This is a genomic window from Frateuria sp. GZRe14 (assembly GCF_051900395.1).
GTDB lineage: Bacteria > Pseudomonadota > Gammaproteobacteria > Xanthomonadales > Rhodanobacteraceae > Frateuria_A > Frateuria_A edaphi.
This window is the reverse complement of record NZ_JBHZGJ010000001.1, coordinates 170,987-190,946: the sequence shown is the minus strand read 5'-3', so window position 1 is coordinate 190,946 and position 19,960 is coordinate 170,987. Positions and strand designations below refer to the sequence as shown.

16 protein-coding genes are annotated in these 19,960 nt (G+C 69.2%); 10 read left to right on the top strand and 6 right to left on the bottom strand.

The genetic code is table 11. From position 1 onward, the window contains the following. Positions 1-254 precede the first annotated feature (254 nt). From ACFWZ1_RS00860 to ACFWZ1_RS00825, 8 genes are all read left to right on the top strand, one after another. Complete coding sequence (locus ACFWZ1_RS00860; RefSeq protein WP_231322757.1) at positions 255-680, top strand: response regulator; 426 nt, start codon at positions 255-257, stop codon at positions 678-680. Between the two features lie 142 nt (positions 681-822). Further along, positions 823-2,766 carry a PAS domain S-box protein gene (locus tag ACFWZ1_RS00855; RefSeq protein ID WP_439665097.1) on the top strand — a complete coding sequence of 648 codons (1,944 nt, stop codon included), beginning with the start codon at positions 823-825 and terminating at the stop codon, positions 2,764-2,766. A gap of 144 nt (positions 2,767-2,910) precedes the next feature. Continuing rightward, positions 2,911-3,183: a hypothetical protein gene (locus tag ACFWZ1_RS00850; protein WP_231322753.1), complete on the top strand. Its 273-nt coding sequence runs from the start codon at positions 2,911-2,913 to the stop codon at positions 3,181-3,183. Between the two features lie 59 nt (positions 3,184-3,242). Beyond that, positions 3,243-4,310: a BON domain-containing protein gene (locus tag ACFWZ1_RS00845; protein ID WP_439665096.1), complete on the top strand. Its 1,068-nt coding sequence runs from the start codon at positions 3,243-3,245 to the stop codon at positions 4,308-4,310. 283 nt (positions 4,311-4,593) lie between these two features. Then, positions 4,594-5,934: a sigma-54-dependent transcriptional regulator gene (locus ACFWZ1_RS00840; protein WP_231322749.1), complete on the top strand. Its 1,341-nt coding sequence runs from the start codon at positions 4,594-4,596 to the stop codon at positions 5,932-5,934. 1 nt (position 5,935) lies between these two features. Beyond that, positions 5,936-6,655, top strand: coding sequence for a hypothetical protein (locus ACFWZ1_RS00835; RefSeq protein ID WP_231322748.1), 720 nt, complete (start codon positions 5,936-5,938; stop codon positions 6,653-6,655). Between the two features lie 371 nt (positions 6,656-7,026). Then, positions 7,027-7,320, top strand: coding sequence for a KGG domain-containing protein (locus tag ACFWZ1_RS00830; protein WP_231322745.1), 294 nt, complete (start codon positions 7,027-7,029; stop codon positions 7,318-7,320). 51 nt (positions 7,321-7,371) lie between these two features. Next, positions 7,372-8,022: a DUF4142 domain-containing protein gene (locus ACFWZ1_RS00825; RefSeq protein ID WP_231322743.1), complete on the top strand. Its 651-nt coding sequence runs from the start codon at positions 7,372-7,374 to the stop codon at positions 8,020-8,022. A gap of 239 nt (positions 8,023-8,261) precedes the next feature. Here ACFWZ1_RS00825 and ACFWZ1_RS00820 read toward each other — a convergent pair whose 3' ends face one another. Further along, positions 8,262-9,113, bottom strand: coding sequence for an alpha/beta hydrolase (locus tag ACFWZ1_RS00820; protein ID WP_439665095.1), 852 nt, complete (start codon positions 9,111-9,113; stop codon positions 8,262-8,264). Between the two features lie 119 nt (positions 9,114-9,232). Here ACFWZ1_RS00820 and ACFWZ1_RS00815 point away from each other — a divergent pair, with 119 nt between their 5' ends. Then, the gene (locus ACFWZ1_RS00815) at positions 9,233-13,783 is read left to right on the top strand and encodes a DEAD/DEAH box helicase (protein ID WP_439665094.1); all 4,551 of its coding nucleotides are present in this window, start codon (positions 9,233-9,235) and stop codon (positions 13,781-13,783) included. A gap of 67 nt (positions 13,784-13,850) precedes the next feature. On the opposite strand, the gene ACFWZ1_RS00810 is transcribed toward ACFWZ1_RS00815, so the two are convergent. From ACFWZ1_RS00810 to ACFWZ1_RS00800, 3 genes are all read right to left on the bottom strand, one after another. Continuing rightward, the gene (locus tag ACFWZ1_RS00810; RefSeq protein WP_231322737.1) at positions 13,851-14,222 is read right to left on the bottom strand and encodes a nuclear transport factor 2 family protein; all 372 of its coding nucleotides are present in this window, start codon (positions 14,220-14,222) and stop codon (positions 13,851-13,853) included. A 152-nt stretch (positions 14,223-14,374) separates the two neighbouring features. Beyond that, positions 14,375-15,970: a S10 family peptidase gene (locus ACFWZ1_RS00805; RefSeq protein WP_439665093.1), complete on the bottom strand. Its 1,596-nt coding sequence runs from the start codon at positions 15,968-15,970 to the stop codon at positions 14,375-14,377. 77 nt (positions 15,971-16,047) lie between these two features. Beyond that, entirely contained in the window at positions 16,048-16,908 is an 861-nt protein-coding gene (locus ACFWZ1_RS00800; RefSeq protein ID WP_439665092.1) for an EamA family transporter, read from the bottom strand. Positions 16,909-17,024: 116 nt separating this feature from the next. Here ACFWZ1_RS00800 and ACFWZ1_RS00795 point away from each other — a divergent pair, with 116 nt between their 5' ends. Continuing rightward, the gene (locus ACFWZ1_RS00795) at positions 17,025-17,333 is read left to right on the top strand and encodes a DUF1272 domain-containing protein (RefSeq protein ID WP_439665091.1); all 309 of its coding nucleotides are present in this window, start codon (positions 17,025-17,027) and stop codon (positions 17,331-17,333) included. An 84-nt stretch (positions 17,334-17,417) separates the two neighbouring features. Here the strand turns inward: ACFWZ1_RS00795 and eda are convergent, their stop codons facing one another. Both eda and edd read right to left on the bottom strand, forming a co-directional pair. Next, positions 17,418-18,062, bottom strand: a complete 645-nt coding sequence (gene eda / locus ACFWZ1_RS00790) for a bifunctional 4-hydroxy-2-oxoglutarate aldolase/2-dehydro-3-deoxy-phosphogluconate aldolase (protein WP_439665090.1) — start codon at positions 18,060-18,062, stop codon at positions 17,418-17,420. Between the two features lie 64 nt (positions 18,063-18,126). Next, positions 18,127-19,944 carry a phosphogluconate dehydratase gene (edd, locus tag ACFWZ1_RS00785; RefSeq protein WP_439665089.1) on the bottom strand — a complete coding sequence of 606 codons (1,818 nt, stop codon included), beginning with the start codon at positions 19,942-19,944 and terminating at the stop codon, positions 18,127-18,129. Between the last annotated feature and the right edge of the window lie 16 nt (positions 19,945-19,960).

Below are 19,960 nucleotides of genomic sequence, written 5' to 3'. Positions count from 1 at the left end.
TTGCGTTTTGGTTCAACGGTTTGCGACACCCGCCATCGGGGAGGAGTCCGCTGACCACACCTACCCGAACGCGCGGCAGGTTCAAGCGACCTCGACAGGAGCGCTACCGCAATGGCCGTGAAATTTTTTGAACCACAGGCCTAAGATCGCCTGCTTAATGCTTGACGCAGCAATGCTTTAGCCTGCACGCTTCCATCACTTCTGTATGGTCAGGATTCACGGTTCGAGCCGCGCTTGCGTGTGTGGGAGGTGTCATGGCGAAGGACAACCTTGTGTTGCTGGTGGAAGACGACTCGGACACGCGCGAAGTCATGGCGTTGCTCCTTGACGCGGCCGGTTATCAGGTGCTCTCCGCGCGCGATGCCAGCTCCGGCATCCGCCTGATGGACGAGCAGCCCGGGATCGACGTGATCGTCACCGACGTCAACATCGGCGCCGGCCAGGACGGCATCAGCATGGCCGAGGAGCTGCGCCGGCGCGGGTCGACCGCTGCCGTGGTGGTGATTTCCGGCGACCCGGAAGCGTCCAGCGAACGGCTGGGTCCGACCGCCACCTTCCTTCCCAAGCCGTACGACCGCAAGGCGCTGCTGGCGGCGATCGCCGATGCGCGCGCCAAGAATGCCCGCGCCTGCGCCGTCGCCGACGATGGCCGGCCGCCCTATCCCGGTTTATCTCACTAGCCAGTTGAGGTAGGTTCGGTCGAGGCCGGCCAAACCGGAAGGCGGTCGTGCTGCGACTGCAAACCTTTTGCCCGGGGAACGAATGCCGATGACACCGTCATGGACGGCCGTGGCGCGGTGCTTGCTGTGCAAGGACGGTGGCGTGGAAACAAGCGGGTCCAATTCCTACCAGCTGCTGGTGCAGTCCATCCTGGACTACGCCATTTTCATGGTCGATCCGCAGGGCCGCATCCGTAGCTGGAACGCCGGCGCCGAACAGATCCACGGCCACCGCGCCGCCGACATCGTCGGACGCCCGTTTGCCCAGCTGCATACCGAGGAAGAGCGCGCGGGCGGGCGGCCGGAGCTGATCCTGCACATGGCCGCCGCGCACGGCCGCTTCCAGGAAGAAGCCGAGCGGCTGCGCCGCGACGGCAGCCGCTTCTGGGCGCACGTGGTGTGCGACGCGGTGCGCGACGAGCAGGGTCACCTGCTCGGCTTCGCCATGGTCACCCGCGACATCACCGAGCGGCGCCTCACCGAAAAGCGCCTGCGCGAAGTGGAGCGGCGCTTCCGCCTGTTCGTCGACGGCGTCACCGACTGCGCGATCTGCATGCTCGACGCGCACGGCACCGTCACCGACTGGAACACCGGCGCCGAACGCATCAAGGGCTATACCGCGACGGAAATCATCGGCCGGCCGCTGACGCAGTTCTTCGTCAACCCGTTGGTGGCCCAGACGGCGATGACCGTGGCCAGCGAGAGCGGCCGCTACGACGTGGTCGACTGGCAGGTCCGCAAGGACGGTTCGCGGTTCATGGCCGAGATCGCCATCGACGCGATTCGCGACAATGACGGCCAGTTGCTGGGCTTTGCCAAGATCACCCGCGACATCACCGAACGCATGGAAGCGGAACGGCATCTGGAAGAAACCCGCGCGCAGCTGTTCCAGTCGCAGAAGATCGAGGCGCTGGGCCAGCTCACTGGCGGCATGGCGCACGACTTCAACAACCTGCTTCAGGGCATCATCGGATCGCTGGAAGTGGTCGAGATGCGCCTGGCCGCCGGTCGCCAGGACGTGGAGCGGTTCCTCGGCAACGCGCTCGATTCGGCCAAGCGAGCGGCCACGCTGACCCATCGCCTGCTCGCCTTCGCGCGGCGCCAGCCGCTGGCGCCCAAGAGCGTGAACCTCAACGACCTGATCGCGCAGATCGCCGAGCTGCTGCCGGCCACGCTGGGCGAGCGGATCGAGCTGAAGCTCGAACTGGCGCCCGCGCTGGTGCCGGTGCTGTGCGATCCGAACCTGCTGGAAAGCGCGATCCTCAACCTGGCCATCAACGCGCGCGACGCCATGCCCGACGGTGGCCAGCTGACCATCCGCACCGGCTCGGTGCCGCCCGGCGAAGGCCCGCTGCGCCGCCCGCACAGCCTGCGCGATGCGCCCACGTTGCTGCTGCAGGTGAGCGACACCGGCATCGGCATGACACCCGACGTGCGCGCGCGGGCCTTCGACCCGTTCTTCACCACCAAGCCCAAGGGGCGCGGCACCGGCCTGGGCCTGTCGATGATCCATGGCTTCGTCAGCCAGTCGCGCGGCGCCATCGAGCTGGACAGCGAGCCCGGCCACGGCACCACCGTGTCGATCTACCTGCCCAGCGGCGAGCGCCGCAGCGTGCGTGCGCTGGACGATCGAAACGCCGGCAAGCACTGGGAGCCTGCCGCCGGCGAGACCATCCTGCTGGTGGAGGACGAAGACGTGGTGCGCGACCTGATCGCCGGCAAGCTGCGCGACCTGCGCTACCGCGTGCTCGAAGCGCGCGACGGCCACGCAGGCCTGGCCATCATCGAATCGACCGAACGCATCGACCTGGTCGTTTCCGACATCGGACTGCCCGGCCTGACCGGCATGCAGATGGTCGACGTCGGCCGCCGCCACCGTCCGGACATGAAAGTGCTTTTCATGACCGGGTACGCCGAGACCATGCCCGATAACTGGACGCTCGACGCCAACACCGACCTGTTGACCAAGCCGTTCGAGTTCGACGCTCTGGTGCAGCGCATGCGCAACCTTCTGCCCGGCCCGCTGAAGCAGGCAAGCTCTCCGTAACAGGCAGGCGCCCGCCTGTAAAAACTGCCGGGGTCGGTAAAAGCTGCCAGTGCCGCGTGCACGGCCGGGCTCGCCGGCACCCGCTCGCCGGATTGGCACATGGCTTGAATGGTGGGTGATGTCCCTCTTCCACGAGGCATCCCCATGCACGCGTTCCTGCCCTGCCCGCCGCTGGTCAATCCGATCCGCGTGCCGCGCATGCCGCCGCCCGGCAGCATGGTGCCGTCCAAGCCGGTCGGTGACCCCGAATCACTGCCGCCCGACCCCACGCCGCCGCAGCCTTACGACCCGGGCGATCCGGTACGCGCGCCGAGGCCGCGCGAGCCGGACATGCCGGCCATCGACCCGCACGAGCCCGGCATTCCCATGCCGCGCATCGGCGAACCCGGCACGCCGCTCTGCCGCTGGTTGAACTGACAGCAAAAGTTGACACGAAGGCTGCAATTTTTTCGCCCACCCATCCCACCGGAGGTTCCATGAGCCGAGACGACGATCGACATGACGACGAAAGGTCACGCTATCGCACCCGCGAAGAGCGGATCCGCGAACGCAACCTGCGCGATCCGTACGAAGCGGGTCGGCAGGTCCGCGCGTACGGCGGCGACGAAGAACGCCCCTGGCAGGCCGCACACCCGCGCCGCGACTTCGAGGGCGGTCGCGCGCCCGACCGGAGCGAACAGCCGGCGCGCTACGGTGGCGGCTATCGCGAGGATGAAGAGCTGTGGGCACGTCCGCGCGACGCGCGCGGCGATGCGCGCTACGGCCTGGACACCGACGCCGAGCGCCACTTCGCGGAGGGCTATCGCGATGCGGACGACCGCCACCGCGCCCACGGCTACGGCCGCTCCGCCGGCACCTGGCGGAACGAGCCGCGCCACGGCCAGAGCAACAGCGGCTACGACGCCGATCGCGCCTACGGCCAGGGCAACCGGCAGGACGACGCGCGCAGCGATCGCATGCGCGCCAGCTGGACGCAGGAACACGACTACGAGGGCCCGCGCTACGGTGCGGAAGGCAGCCGCGCGTCATCCGGTCGTGGCGAGCTCGGCAGTCAATACGCGCGCACCGATACCTACGGTGGCGCCGGCTTCCGCCAGGAGGGCAAGCGCTACTGGTTCGACGAAGGCGACCAGCGTGGCCAGTTCCGCGGCACGCAGCCCCGCGGTTACGAGCGCAGCGACGAACGCCTGCGCGAGCTCGCCTGCGAGCGGCTGACCGACGCGGACCTGGACGCCAGCGATATCGAGGTGAAGGTGAACCAGGGGACGGTCACGCTCGAGGGGACCGTCCGCGCGCGGTGGATGAAGCACGCCGCGGAGGACATCATCGACGACCTGGGCGGCGTGAAGGACATCCAGAACCATCTGCGCGTGACTCGCGGCGATACGGACACCGGCGCGCAAGCCACGACAGCTTTGCCAGCCAGCGGGCCCGGCGGTACGTCGGCCACTGGATCGTCCGGTGGCGCGACCGGCGGTACGGCTCCCTCGGGCGGCGTCGCCGACAAGGGCAACGGCGACATCGGCGGACGCAGCCGACATTGACGCGCGCTGCACAAACCTGCCTGCACGGCAACGCAGACGGGCGCAACGCGACAAGCGCAGGCGCGCGTACGGCATACGCCACACGCGTGTCGGGCAACCCTTACAACTGGGAACATCTCTTCGACGCTACTTGCACTTCGCTTGGGGCATCGTCGGTTTCGTCCACGCCGACCTGCCAAGCGCTGCGCAGTTCTAGCTGTCGCCGTGGATCCACGGGCGCGCAGGCGCGCCCCGATTCCTCCACGAGACAGCTTGGGGTCACCGACCCCTCCCCGGTGAACCTGTGCCGACGACTGCTTCCATCCTGCTCGTTGACGACGACCTTCAATTCCTAGACGTGGTAACCGCCTTTGCCGAACCGAAAGAATGCACCGTCACCGGTGCCGCCAGCCTGGCGCACGCGCTCAAGCTCACGGCCGAACGGCGGTTCGATCTTTTGTTGCTCGACCTGTCGTTGCCCGATGGCAACGGCCTGGAACTGATCGACCGCCTGGACCCGCAACAGACCGGGCAGGTGGTCGTGGTCACTGGACATCCTTCGGTGGAGACCGCCGTGCGTGCGCTGCAATTGCCCGTGCTGGATTACCTGATCAAGCCGATCGAGGGCGCGCAGCTCACCTGCCTGCTCGACCAGGCGATCGCGGCGGCCAAGCTGCGCGCCGCCTCGCAGGAAGAGAGCGAGCGCTGCGGCGAGCTGATCGGCACGAGCGCGGTGATGCAACAGCTGTTCGAGAAGATCCGCCGCGTCGCGCCGCTGGACGTGACGGTGCTGATCCATGGCGAGAGCGGCACCGGCAAGGAACTGGCCGCGCGCGCGTTGCACCGGTACAGCGAGCGCAGCGGTCGCTTCGTCGCGGTCAACTGCGGCGCGATCGCACCGGACCTGCTCACCAGCCAGCTGTTCGGCCACGAGCGCGGCAGCTTCACCGGCGCGGTCAAGGACCACGCCGGCTTTTTCGAGCAGGCGCAGGGCGGCACGCTGTTCCTGGACGAATGCACGGAGATGCCGCTGCAGTTGCAGACGCACCTGCTGCGCGTGCTGGAGGAGCGCGACGTCACCCGCGTCGGCGCCAGCGCCAGCAAGCCGGTGGACGTGCGCGTGATCGCCGCGACCAACCGCGATCCGTTGCAGGCGGTGCGCGATGGCGTGCTGCGCGCCGACCTCTACTACCGCCTGATGGATTTCCCGCTGGCGATGCCGCCATTGCGCGAACACGCCAGCGACATCCCGCTGCTGGCCCAGCGCTTCCTGGACCGGCTCAACGAGCGCTACGGCACGGCGCGCCGCTTCGCCCCCGACGCGGTGCGCCGGCTGTTCACCTACGACTGGCCTGGCAACGCGCGCGAACTCAAGCACGCCGTGCAGCGCGCCTGGGTGATGTCCGGCGAAGAGCTGGACATGCACATCGCCCAACCACCGCAGCATCCGCTGCACCAGGCGCACGACCACGGCAGCATGCCCTTTCGCATCGGCATGACCATCGAGGAAATGGAAAAACAGATGCTCCTGCGCACGCTTGCGCATTTCGACAACGACAAGACGCGAACGGCCGAGGCGTTGGGGGTCAGCCTCAAGACGATCTACAACAAGCTGTCGCGTTACCAGCACGAAGACCGCGAATGAAATGAACGCACGACCGGCAAGCTCAGCCATTACCCCCATCCCCCTGCCGCTGCCGACAACGTTGCAAGCGCTAGACGCCTCCTCCGCCGAGGAAGCGATCACCCGCCTGCTGCAACACGTCAGCCTGCAATGGCACGCCGAAGTCTGCCTGCTGGTGGCGCCGCACCGGCCCAGCGGGCAGGGCCGCTACTGCTGGCAGCTGCCACCCCCACCGCCTTCGCGCCGCGATGCGCGGGCGCTGGCCGGGCAGGTGGCCACGCAGTCGCTGCGCTCGGCGCTCACCGTGGAGCGCAGCGATGCACGCGAACGCGACGGCAGCGCACGCCTGCGCGCGATCGCCCTGCCGTGCCGCCGCGCGCGCCGACCGGCAGCCGCGCTTGGCCTGGCGCTCTACCGCCCGCGCATGCTCGACGCGGAAGAACGCGCCGCGCTGGCGCACGTCGGTGCCTGGCTGGCGGTCCTGCTGCAGCGCGAACGGCGCGAATCGACCGAACAGGAACAGAACACCGATCCGGTGCCAGTGGTCGATGCGATCAACAACGCGCTTAACGTCATCCTGATGCGCACGGATCTCGCCGCGCTGATGCTCGAGCGCAAGGAACACGCCGGCGTGCTCGCCGTGCTGAACCAGATCGGCAGCGGCTGCCTGCGCTGCGCCGAACTGGCCCGTGGCCTGCTCGCCGAGCCGCCGCGCCCGCTTCGTCGTTCCGACCTGAACTAGCTGCCGCGGAGCATCGCCCACGGGTGGGCTCCCGAGAAAAAGCCGCGCGCTCCCCGTGGGAGCCTGCTCACGGGCAATGCATTTCGTTCCGCCGGGGCCAAACGTCTAGCCCCCATCCACACCGCCGTCACCGCCCGTAGCTGCCCGTCCCGGCAACTTTTCCAAGCGGCTTTGTAGTTTTGCCGCGACCGCTTGCGAGCAGGCGCGACAGCATCCGTCCTGTCGACGACGTTGGCCGCGAAACGGCGGCGTTCGGCGCACTTCCAGACTGGCATGGATGTTGCCACCAACACGGCAGTCGCCGCGCAACGCGGCGCGCCGTCGGGCCCCCACTGCTCGACGTCCCCCGAACGCATGAAGAGAGCACCGACATGTCCAGCAAGAACCCAGGCAGTAGCACCAGCAAGCGCGGCTTCGCCAGCATGGACGAGGAGCGCCAGCGCGAGATCGCCAGCGAGGGTGGTCGCGCGGCGCATGCCAGCGGCCATGCCCATCAATTCACGTCCGATGAAGCGCGTCGGGCCGGCCAGAAAGGCGGCGAGGCGGTGAGCGCCAACCGCGAGCACATGGCGGCGATCGGCCGCAAGGGCGGCGAGGCCAGCCACGGCCGCCGCGGCGATACCAAGTCCGGCCGGACGGAACAGAAGGATGAGGAAGGCGATTGATCGCGCCCCTGCCAGACCCGGGGGCCGCAAACCATCCAGAAGGAGAACACCATGACAGCACGACGCATCAGCCTGGTGCTCGGCACCGCGCTGGTCGCCGGCCTGTCGTTCGGCGCGATCGCGCAGAACGGCGCGGCCCACGACAGCAGCGACCGCATGACCCACAGCATGCAGAGCGATGGCAGCCACGATGCGGTGTTCATGCGCCAGGCCGCTGCCGCCAACATGGCCGAGATCCAGGCCGGACGCATCGCACTGGACAAGTCCGGCAATGCCCAGGTCAAGCAGCTGGCCCAGCGCATCATCGATGACCATACCAAGGCGGGCGACCAGCTGATGAGCATCGCCCAGCGCAAACAGGTGTCCCTGCCCACCGAGCCGATGCCGATGCAAAAGCAGGAAGCCGATCACCTGAAGTCGCTCAGCGGTACGGCTTTCGACCAGGCCTATGCGCAGGCGATGGTCAAGGACCACCGCGACGCCATCAAGTTGTTCGGCATGGAAAGCGCGAACGGCAGCGACCCGGACCTCAAGCAGTTCGCCAGCACCACGCTGCCGGCGCTGAAGATGCACCTGCAGATGGCCGAGCAGCTCCCCGGCGGTGGCATGCATCGCAATGGCGCGATGGACCACACCGGCGCCACGCCAATGGACGACAACGGCTCGATGCACATGCCGGCTTCGGGCAGCAGCACGCGTTGAGACGATGAACGCCACGGCCCACCAGCGCTGCGCCCACCCGGCCTGTCGCTGCAGCGTGCCGGTGGGCGACACCTACTGCTCCGAACATTGCCGTCAGACAGTCGACGAGCCGGCCGATGGGCCCTGCGGCTGCGGACACGCGCCCTGCGAGCCCGCCTCGAAGGACGGCATGGCGGACCGCGCAGGATAGGTTCTCCGCGGACGCGACCGGAAAGCCGCGGTCGCGTCCGGTGGCGTTTCTACGGGGACTGCTCCAGCCACGCTTCCAATTGAGCCAGCACGAGACCGCGCCCGGGTTCGGCTTCGTTGAACAGTTCGTGGAAGAGGTCCTCGTACACGTGCACCGTCAGGTGCCCACTGGCCCGCGCGGCGGCGGCGAACGCGTAGCTGCCGCGCGCATCGACCAGCCGGTCGGCGCCAGCCACCAGCAGCAGCGTGGGTACCGACAGCGTGGCGGCGACGTCGACGCAATGCCGACCGCTCTCGAAAATGAAGCGCGCCAGGCGCGGAGTGATCCAGCCCGAGCGCAACGGATCGTCCCGGTAGGCCGCGACCACCGCCGCCTCGTGTGAAAGCGCCTCGAAGGGCAGCCCGCTGCGCAGGGGCAGGTTCGGCAGCACCCGGGCGAGCCGTATCGCAAGCGCCTGTTCCCACGCGGGCGTCCACGCGCGCAGCGCCGGCGAGGAAAGCACCAGGGCAGGCGGCGCCACGCGTTTGTCGAGCACCGCGCGGAGCGCGACCAGCCCGCCCATGCTGTGGCCCAACAACAGCGGCGGCTCGGGCAGAGTGGCGGCGAAGTCGCCGTACACCTCGGCCAGGTCGTCGACCAATTCCAGCGGCCTCGACAGCGCGCCCCGCCGGCCAGGCGAGCGGCCATGCCCGCGCTGGTCGTAGCTGCGCACTGCATAGCCGCGCGCGTTGAACCACGCGGCCAGCGGACCGTAGCGGCCGGCGTGTTCGCCCAGCCCGTGCACGATCAGCACGCCGGCGCGGGCGCCGGCCAGCGGCCAGTCATGCGTGCACAGCCGCCGGCCGTCGGCCAGGGTCAGCCAGCCGAGCGTTTCACTGCCTGTGCGCCGCTGTGCATCCACGCGCCTGCCTCGTCTTCGCCTGTTCCTTAAGCTAGCCCGACGGCAGCGCCCTGAACAGGCTCGAAGTATGAGACGGGAGCCCCTATATCATCGGGAACGTCGCACCCGCCCTGGCCGCCATGCCGCTCGAACACTTCCATCCTGCCGTCGCGCGCTGGTTCCAGCGCAGCTTCCCGGCGCCCACCGCGGCGCAGGTGGGCGCGTGGCCGAACATCCACGCGGGTCGCCACACGCTGGTCGCCGCGCCGACCGGTTCGGGCAAGACGCTGACCTCCTTCCTCGCCGCCATCGACGCGCTGGTACGCGAGGGCGTGGCCAATGGCGGCGCGTTGCCGGACGAGACACGGGTGGTCTACGTCTCGCCGCTGAAAGCACTGTCCAACGACATCCACATCAATCTCGAAGCACCGCTGGAAGGCATTCGAGCCGAGCTCGAGGCGGAAGGATTGCCGGACGTGGCGATCCGCACCGCCGTGCGCACCGGCGACACGCCGCAAGCCGCCCGCGCGCTGATGCGCAAGGTGAGCCCGCACATCCTGGTCACCACGCCCGAATCGCTGTACGTGCTGCTGGGCTCGGCGTCCGGACGGGAGATGCTCAAGAGCACGCGCGCGGTGATCGTGGACGAGATCCATGCGCTGGCCAATTCCAAGCGTGGCACGCACCTGGCCTTGTCGCTGGAGCGGCTGGAGTCGTTGTGCCAGCGGCCTCTGCAGCGGATCGGGTTGTCGGCGACACAGAAGCCGATCGAAGAGGTGGCGCGGTTCCTGGTCGGAGCGCGCGCTGCCTCACCCGACCCTTCGGGCCACGTTCTCCCTGAAGGGGAAAAGGAAGCAACGCGCTGCGCGATCGTGGATGTGGGCCACACCCGCCCGCGCGATCTCGCCATCGAAGTCCCGCCCGTGCCGCTCGAAGCGGTGATGTCCAACGACAGTTGGGGCACCGTCTACGACCGCCTCGCCCAGCTCGCCCGCGAGCACCGCACCACGCTGGTCTTCGTCAACACCCGTCGCATGGCCGAGCGCGCCGCGCGTCACCTGGCCGAGCGGCTGGGCAAGGAGGCGGTGGCCGCACACCACGGCAGCCTGGCCAAGGAACTGCGACTCGACGCCGAGCAGCGCCTCAAGCGCGGCGAACTGAAACTGCTGGTCGCCACCGCATCGCTGGAGCTGGGCATCGACATCGGCGATGTGGACCTGGTCTGCCAGCTCGCCTCGCCGCGCTCGATCGCTGCCTTCCTGCAGCGTGCCGGACGTTCCGGCCACGCGGTCAACGGCACCCCCAAGGCGCGATTGTTCCCGACCAGCCGCGACGACCTGCTCGAATGCGCCGCGCTGCTCGACTGCGTGCGCCGCGGCGAACTCGATGCGCTGGTGCAGCCGGTGCAGCCGCTGGACGTACTCGCGCAACAGATCGTCGCCGAGGTGGCCAGCCAGGAATGGGACGAGGACGCGCTGTACGCGCTGGTGCGGGGCGCGCATCCCTATCGCGAGCTGCCGCGCGAGCAGTTCGATGCCATCGTGCGCATGCTCGCCGAAGGCTTCAGCACCCGCCGCGGCGCACGCGCCGCGTACATCCACCGCGATGCCGTGCATCGCCAGCTGCGTGCGCGCCGCAACGCGCGGCTGACCGCGGTGACTTCCGGCGGCACCATCCCGGACACGGCCGATTACCTGGTGGTGATGGAACCGCAGAACACCATCATCGGTTCGGTCAACGAGGACTTCGCGGTCGAGAGCCTGGCCGGCGACGTGTTCCAGCTCGGCAATACCAGCTACCGCATCCTGCGCGTGGAGCGCGACCGCCTGCGCGTGGAAGACGCGCACGGCGCGCCGCCGAGCATTCCGTTCTGGCTGGGCGAAGCGCCAGGGCGCAGCGATGAACTCTCCTTCGGCGTGGCGCGCCTGCGCGAGGAGATCGCCCATCTCCTCGACGCCGGCGGCATTGCCGCGGCACTGGCGTGGCTGCGCTCGACGCTCGGCATGGGCGAGGCGGCCGCGCAGCAGCTGGCCGACTATCTGCACCGCGCCAAGGTCGCGCTCGGCGTGCTGCCGACCCAGCACACGATCGTGTTCGAGCGCTTCTTCGACGAATCGGGCGGCACCCAGCTGGTGATCCACACGCCCTTCGGCAGCCGCATCAACCGCGCCTGGGGCCTGGCGCTGCGCAAGCGCTTCTGCCGCCAGTTCAACTTCGAACTGCAGGCGGCGGCGACCGAGGACGCCATCGTGCTGTCGCTCTCGACCAGCCACAGCTTCCCGCTGGAGGAAGTCTCCCGTTACCTGCATTCGAACTCGGCCGAGCACGTGCTGGTGCAGGCGCTGCTGGATGCGCCCCTGTTCCCCGCGCGCTGGCGCTGGAATGCCGTCACCGCGCTGGCGCTGCCACGCTACACCGGCGGCAAGAAGACCCCGCCGCAGATCCAGCGCATGAAGAGCGAGGACCTGCTCGCCACCGTCTTCCCCGACCAGGTCGCCTGCCTGGAGAACATCGTCGGCGAGCGGCAGATTCCCGACCACCCGCTGGTCAACCAGACCCTGCACGACTGCCTGCGCGAGGCGATGGATGTCGACGGCTTGCTGCGCATCCTGCGCGGCTTCGAGGCCGGCGCGATCACGGTGGTCGCACGCGACCTCACCGGTCCCAGCCCGCTCGCCTCCGAAGTGCTCACCGCCGCGCCGTACGCGTATCTCGACGACGCGCCACTGGAGGAGCGCCGCACGCAGGCGGTGCAGAACCGGCGCTGGAACGCCGAGGATGCCGACGACCTTGGCCGGCTCGATCCGGAGGCGATCGCCGCCGTGCGCGAGGAGGCCTGGCCGCAGGTGCGCAGCGGCGATGAAATGCATGAGGCGCTCACTCTGCTCGGGTTTGTCACGGATGCCGAAGTAGGCGTCAACACCGGTTGGCAGGAGCGCCTGGAAGCGCTCGCCAGACACCATCGCGCGACGCGTCTGGAGCTCCCCGCGAACCTCGACCTCTCATCCGCCCCCGCCGGGGCCACCTTCTCACCGCAGGAGAGAAGGAACAGGGGCGTGTGGATCGCGGCGGAGGCCTTGCCCCTGTGGCAGGCCATCCACGCCGACGCGCCGCGGCGTCCGCCCATCAGCGCCCCGCCCGATTACGCCGCCCAGACCTGGACGCGCGACGACGCCCTGCTCGAACTGGTCCGCCGCCGCCTGGGCGGCCTGGGTCCGACCACGCCCGCATCGATCGCCGCCTCGCTCGCCGTCGATCCGGCCGATATCGAACCGGCCCTGCTGCGGCTGCAATCCGAAGGCTACGTCATGCAGGGGCGCTTCACCCCTGACGCACCGGCCATCGAATGGTGCGAGCGCCATCTGCTCGCGCGCATCCATCGCTACACCATCGGCCGCCTGCGCCGGGAGATCGAGCCGGTCAGCCGCCGCGACCTGATCCGCTTCTTCGCCGACTGGCAGCACCTGACGCCCGACACGCGGCTGGAAGGCCCCGACGGCCTGATCGCCACCCTGCACCAGCTCGAAGGCTACGAAGCCGCCGCCGGCGCCTGGGAAAGCGAGGTGCTGCCCTCGCGCGTGGGTGACTACGCCAGTCGCTGGCTGGACGAGCTGTGCCGCGCCGGCCGCTTCGGCTGGAACCGCCTGCGTGCCGGTGGCGGCAGCGCCGGCCCCGTTCGCGCCACGCCGATCGTGCTGCTGCCACGCCGGCAGATGGCCATCTGGACGTCCATGGCGGCGGGCGAGCAGGCGCAGGACCAGCTGCTCTCCTCGCGCGCCCAGGCCGTGGCCGACGCACTGTCCAGCCATGGCGCGCTGTTCTTCGACGAACTGCTCGATGCCACGCACCTGTTGCGCACCGAACTGGAGAACGCGCTGGGCGAGCTGGTCGCCGCGGGCCGGGTCACCGCCGACAGCTTTGCCGGGCTGCGCGCACTGCTGCTGCCCGCGGCCAAGCGCGACTCGCGTCCACACCGGCGCGCGCGGCGGCATGCATTGAGCGAGATCGAGGATGCGGGACGCTGGTCGCTGGCGCGCCCATCCCTTCTTCCTTCCGGGGAAAAGGCGGCCCCGACGGGATCGGATGAGGGGTCGGGGCGCGCGGGGGGCTTCGTTGGAAACTCCCCGCAAGATCGACCCCTCACCTCAATCCTCTCCCCGGAAGGGAGAGGAGGCCAAGGAAGCGCTTCGCGCCGGCTTGATTCGGATGAAGCGGAACACGTTGCACGTGTTCTGCTTCGCCGCTACGGCGTGGTGTTCTGGAAGCTGCTCGAACGCGAAGCCCCGTGGCTGCCTTCCTGGCGCGAATTGCTGCGCGTGTACCACCGCCTGGAGGCGCGCGGCGAGATCCGCGGCGGGCGCTTTGTCGAGGGACTGGTCGGCGAGCAGTTCGCGCTGCCCGAAGCGATCGGTGCCCTGCGCGCGGTGCGCCAGCGGGAGGCCACGCAGCAGCTGGTGTGCGTGAGCGGCAGCGATCCGCTCAACCTGGTCGGCACCGTGCTGGCTGGCGACAAGCTGCCGGCGCTGGCTGGCACCCGCGTGCTGTACGAGGACGGCGTGCCTGTGGCTGCGCTGGTGGCGAACAAGCCGCAGTTCCTGCTGGAGGCCGATGGCGCCACCCAGCAGCGCTGGCGCAACGCGCTGCTGCGTCGGCCCGGCAGCGAGGCGCGGGGAATCGGACTGGCGGTGTAAGAAAGGTGGGCTGAGGACACCCTGCCCGGCGGCGCGTGGCGCGACGTCGGCGCAACAACCGCCCGCCTCAGTCGCTGATATCCGCGATATGCACCAGCAGTCCGTCGTGCACGCGAAACTCGCTGCGCCCGTTCAACGCGATCGTCTGCCCGGCCATGGCGCCATTGGGCAGGTCCAACGCGAACACGCCCTCGAACGCGATACCCACCTGCGCCACGCCGTTGCTTTCGACATAACCGGTGACCGTCTGCCGCCGCCGCGCGAACAGCGGCAGCGTGCTCTGCGCCAGCCGGCGAAACTCCTCGATGCCCTGGGTGCGCACGGTGGTGACGCCCGCGGTGACGTTCTCGAAGGTCACCTGCGGATGCAGCGTGGCCAGCATGCCGTCCACGTCCAGGCGGTTGTAGGCGTCGATGTAGCGATCGATCAGGGCGCGCATGGGACTTCACCGGCTTCGGGGGCGCCGGCAGCATAGCAAGCGCGCGATTCAAAACCCCTCTCCCCGAGGGAGAGGGCCGGCGTGAGGGTAGGCCCCCGTTCGATGGCTTTGCCCGTACCCCCGACCTTGGGATGCCTCCCCGTAGGAGAGCCTTATTTCACGTTGTCCGTCTGCTCGATGAACTTCGCCACGTTGTCGTGCAGTTCCTTCAACGACTGCTCGTGCGCATAGACCATGTGACCGGACGGGTACCAGGCGTAGGAAATGTTCTTCTGCAGCGAGGCCGGGATCGGCAGGTGGCTCATTTCGTATTCGGCCGCGAAGTAGGGCGTGGCCAGGTCGTAATAGCCGCCGTTCAAGAACACCTTGAGGTCCGGGTTGGTCTTCATCGCGATCGCCAGGTCCGGCATCACGTTGGTCGACTGCTGCAGCGCCTCGCCGTGCACCCCCGGGGCCTTGTGCGCGAAGTCCCAGTGATCGATGTCGGCGAACAGGCGGTATTGCATGCCGTCGCCGAATTTCAGTTGCCGGCGCACGTAGTCGTTGAAGGCCGACACGTAGGCCGAGCTGATCGCCGAGGACTGCGGGTCGTATTCGGAATCCTTGGCCAGCGGATCGAGCGCGGGACCGGAGAAGCGACTGTCCAGGCGGCCGGTGGTGAATCCGCCATCGAACTGCAGCTCGTGCTCGAACATGCCGCCGGTGACGCGCAGGTCGGCCTTGACCAGATAGTCGACGGGCAGGCCGGTGTACTGGTGCAGCTTCTCGGCCACGGCGCGCTTGCGCGCCTCGTCCAGGTGCGCGCCCTGCATCAGCGCGCTGGCGTAATCGCCCAGCGCGTACTGTTCCACCTCGCGCAGGAACGGCTCCAGTTGCGCCGGCGGCTGCGGCAGCTTGTGGTGGTAGTAGGCGGTGGCGGCGAAGGTCGGCAGCGCCAGCGCGTAGGGCAGGTCCACGCCCGGGTTGAACTCGGGGCCGTCGATGCTGGTGTCGAACGACAGGATCTGCGAGAGCAGGATCACGCCGTTCAAGTCGACGCTGTCCTCGTTCTCCAGGTCGTTGGCCAGCACCGCCGAGCGGGTCGTGCCGTAGCTCTCGCCGAACAGGTACTTGGGCGAATTCCAGCGGCCGTATTTGGAGAGGAACTGGGTGATGAACTGCGCGAAGGCCTTGCCGTCACCGTCGACGCCGTAGACGGCCTTCTTGCGCTTGTCCATCTGCTCGTCGCGCTTGGACTTGTCCTTCTCGTCGGCGATCAGGCGCGAGAAGCCGGCGCCGGGCGCGTCGATGAACACCAGATCAGAGGCGTCGAGCAGGCTGTAGTCGTTGTTGACCAGGCCGTAGGGCGCCGCCGGTGTGTGGCTGTCGTCGTTCGTGACCACGCGCCTGGGGCCGAACGCGCCCATGTGCAGCCACACGGTGGCCGAGCCGGGGCCGCCGTTATAGATGAAGGTGATCGGGCGTCGGGACGGATCCACGCCCTGCTTGAAGTAGGCGGCGTAGAACATGCTGACGGTCGGGTCGTCGCTCTGGTCGCCGTGCTCGTGCAGTACCAGCGTGCCGGCGACCGCCTTGTAGTCGACACGCTTGCCCTCGACGGTCACCGATCCGGTGCTCTCGGCGCTGCGCGGCTTGGCCAGCGCTGCATCGGGTTTGGTCTCGTCGGGTGCCTTGTCCTTGTCGGCGGCGAAGGCAGCGGGAACGATCAGCAGCGCGGTCAGCGCCGCGACGAGGGGAAGCTTGCGCATCGAACGACCTCACGGAGCACACGGAAGCGGCCAGCATAGGCGCGCCCGGCCGCCTCTTCATACCCCAGAAGTCACTCTCAGCCCCGCGCCAGCAGGGCAATCGCCACGACGGCCAGGCCCAGGCCCGCGAGGTTGACGCGCGAGAGCCGCTCGCGGAACACCAGCAGCCCCGCCAGCGCGCCCAACCCGACGACACCCAGGTTCATGCCCGCGAACACCAGCGCCGGCCGCCCCGGCAACGCCTGGTGCGCGCGCAGGTAGAACAGGATGTTGCCGAAGTTGAGCAAGCCAAGCAGCAGGCCCGCGGCGAGACTGCGGGCGCCCAGGTTCGCTCGGCCACGCGCCAGCCGCCATCCCTGCAGGGCGATCGAGACCAGCAGCGCCAGCGAGAAGATCGCCAGCAGCGCCGCCCCCAGCGGCACGCCCGCGCCAGCCACGCGCTTGAACAGCACGTCGACCACGCCGAAGCCCAGGAACACCAGCAACGGGTAGGTCCAGCGACCGCCGCCAGCGGACGCCTGGCCGTCACCGGCCGGCCGCCACACGAGGCTCACCAGCGCCCCCAGTCCAGCGGCAATGCCCCAGCCCTTGATGGCGCTCGGCGGTTCGCCGAACAGGACGAAGGCTGCCAGCAGGGAGATCAGCAGCGACAACCGCTGCGCCACTTCCGAGCGCACGATGCCGGCGTGGCGGACCGAGCCGGCCAACGCCAGGAAGATGGTCGGCAGCAGCAGGCCCAGCCCCGCCAGCGCCGGCCACGCGCCGGTGGCGGCGCGCAACGTCGATGGCGCTGGCGCGAACACCAGCGCGCTCGCCGCGGCGGCCACCACGTAGTTCCAGGCGATCGCCTGGCCCACGTCGACGTCCAGCCGGCGGGCAAGCTTGAGCAGTACCGAGACCAGCACGCTGCACAGCGCGGCGGCCAGGAGGAAGGGCATGGCGAAGTCCTGGGCAAAGACGGAAGAATAATGGGGACGCGCGGTTTCCCTCGCGCCATCTATGGTCCGCCGTTCGCACAGGCCCACCACGAACGCCTCTCCACCGGAGCCTTCCCATGCTCGAACTTCGCCCGACCTGCGAAAACTGCGACAAGCCGCTACCGCCCTCGTCGACCGACGCGCGCATCTGCTCGTTCGAATGCACCTTCTGCCACGACTGCGTCGAACAGGTGCTGCAGGGTGTGTGCCCCAACTGCGGCGGGGGCTTCGTGCCGCGGCCGGTGCGGCCGGCGCGGGACTGGAAGAACGGCCATTTTCTCGGCCGTTACCCGGCCACGGGCACGGTCACGCACAAGCCGGTGGATGCGGCGGCGCACGCGGCACTGGTGGCGCGACTGGATGGCCTCGCGCCCGAAAGGCGGTAAGCCTCCTGCAGAAACCCACCTGTGGGCGATGTGTTCTCTCCAACAAAGGTCGAGAGCATCGCCCAAGCGGGGTTCTGCAAGGAGCTAGGCCCGCAGGTTTGCGGCGGCGCGCGCCAGGGCCTCGATCCCGGCCCAGTCGCCGGTGGCGAGCTTGTCCGCCGGGGTGAGCCACGAGCCGCCCACGCACAACACGTTGGGCAGGGCGAGGAATTCGGCGGCGCTCGCCGCGCTGATGCCGCCGGTCGGGCAGAAGCGCAGCTGCGGCAACGGGCCGGCCCATGCGGCCAACAGCCTGGCGCCGCCGGCCGGCACCGCCGGGAAGAATTTCAGGTGGCGATAGCCGCGTTCCAGCAAGCCCATCGCCTCGCTGGCGGTGGCCGCGCCGGGGAGCAGGGCCAGCGGGACGTCCTCGGCCGCGTCCAGCAAGCGCGGGGTGACTCCCGGCGACACGGCGAAACGGGCCCCGGCCTCGTACGCCGCGCGCAGGTCGGTCTCGCCCAGCACCGTACCCACGCCGACCACCGCGCCCTCGACTTCGGCGGCAATCGCACGCACGGCTTCCAGCGCGGCGGGAGTACGAAGGGTCACCTCGATCGCGGGCACGCCGCCGGCGACCAGCGCACGCGCCATCGGCACGGCGGCGCGGGCGTCCTCGATCACGACCACCGGGATCACCGGCGCGAGGCGCATGAGGCTGGCAAGTTCGTTCTGGTAGGCATCCGAGGCCATGGGTTTTCCTGCGGTGAGGGCGTCTTGCGGGAGTCCACCTGGGGACTCCTGCAAGGTACCGGGGTTACAGCACGCCAGCGCCGAGGTCGGCGTTCATGGCGTTGCGGCGGAACATCTCGAACAGCTCGCGGCCGGTGCCGGCCTGGTGGGCGGCCTGGCTGCCCGCCGCGGGCGCGCGGGCAGCGAGTTCGGCGGCATCGACCAGGACGTCCAGACGTCCATTCACACAATCCAGGCGAACCATGTCGCCCTCGCGCACGCGCGCCAGCGGCCCATCCGCGGCGGCTTCCGGCGTGACGTGGATCGCCGCCGGCACGCGTCCGGAGGCGCCGGACATGCGCCCGTCGGTGACCAGCGCGATGCGATGGCCGCGATCCTGCAGCACGGCGAGCGTGGGCGTGAGCTTGTGCAGTTCCGGCATGCCGATCGCCTGTGGGCCCTGGAAGCGCACGACCGCCACGAAGTCGCGATTGAGTTCGCCGCGTTCGAAGGCGACGCGGACCGCGTCCTGGTCGTCGAACACCACGGCCGGGGCTTCGATCAGCAGGCGGTCCTCCGGCACGGCGGACACCTTGATGACCGCACGGCCCAGGTTGCCGTCGAGCAGGCGCAGGCCGCCATCGGGCCGGAACGGCTCCTCCGCGCCGCGCAGCACGCCGCGGTTGGCGCTCTGCTTGCTGACCGGCCGCCACGCCAGCCGTCCGGCGCCGTCGAGCTCCGGCACGCAGGTATAGGCAGCCAGGCCCTTGCCGGCGAGCGTCTGCACGTCCGCATGCAAGAGGCCGGCATCGAGCAGCTGGTCGATCAGGAAGGCCATGCCGCCGGACTCGTGGAACTGGTTCACGTCGGCGTAGCCGTTCGGGTACACGCGTGCCAGCAGCGGCACCACCGAGGAGAGCGCGTCGAAGTCGTCCCAGCTGAGCACAATGCCGGCGGCACGCGCCATCGCGACCAGGTGCAGCAGGTGGTTGGTCGAACCGCCGGTGGCGTGCAGGCCGACCACGCCGTTGACGATCGCGCGCTCGTCGACGATGTGGCCCAGCGGCAGGCGCGTGGCCGGCGCCGCATGGGTAATCACCGCCTGCACCGCGGCGCGGGTGAGTGCGTCGCGCAGTGGCGTGTCGGGCGCCACGAAGCTGGATCCGGGCAGCTGCAGGCCCATGATCTCCATCAGCATCTGGTTGGAATTGGCGGTGCCGTAGAACGTGCAGGTGCCGGGGCTGTGGTAGGAAGCCGCTTCGGCTTCCAGCAACTCCGCGCGCGTCGCCTTGCCCTCGGCGTAGGCCTGGCGCACTTTCGATTTCTGCTCGTTGGGAATGCCGCTGGGCATCGGACCCGACGGCACGAACGCGCCGGGCAGGTGGCCGAAGCTGAGCGCGCCGATCAGGAGGCCCGGCACGATCTTGTCGCATATCCCAAGGTAGAGCGCGCCATCGAACATGTCGTGCGAGAGCGCCACGGCGGTGGCCATGGCGATCACGTCGCGCGAGAACAGCGACAGCTCCATGCCGGCGCGACCCTGCGTGACGCCATCGCACATCGCCGGCACGCCGCCGGCGACCTGTGCCGTGGCGCCGGACTCGCGGGCGAGTTCGCGGATCAGCGCCGGGTAGCGCTCGTAGGGCCGATGCGCCGAGAGCATGTCGTTGTAGGCGGTGACGATGCCGATGTTCGGCGCGCGGCCTTCGCGCAACGCGGCCTTGTCCGTGCCGGTGCAGCCAGCGAAGCCGTGCGCGAGGTTGCCGCAGGACAGTTGCGCGCGATGCGGGCCGTCACCTCCCGCGGCCGCCTCGATGCGTGCGAGGTAGGCCGCGCGGCTCCCGCGGCTGCGCTCGATGAGGCGTGCGGTGACTTCGGCGACGACGGGATGCAGCGAACTCATTGCAGGAACTCCAAAG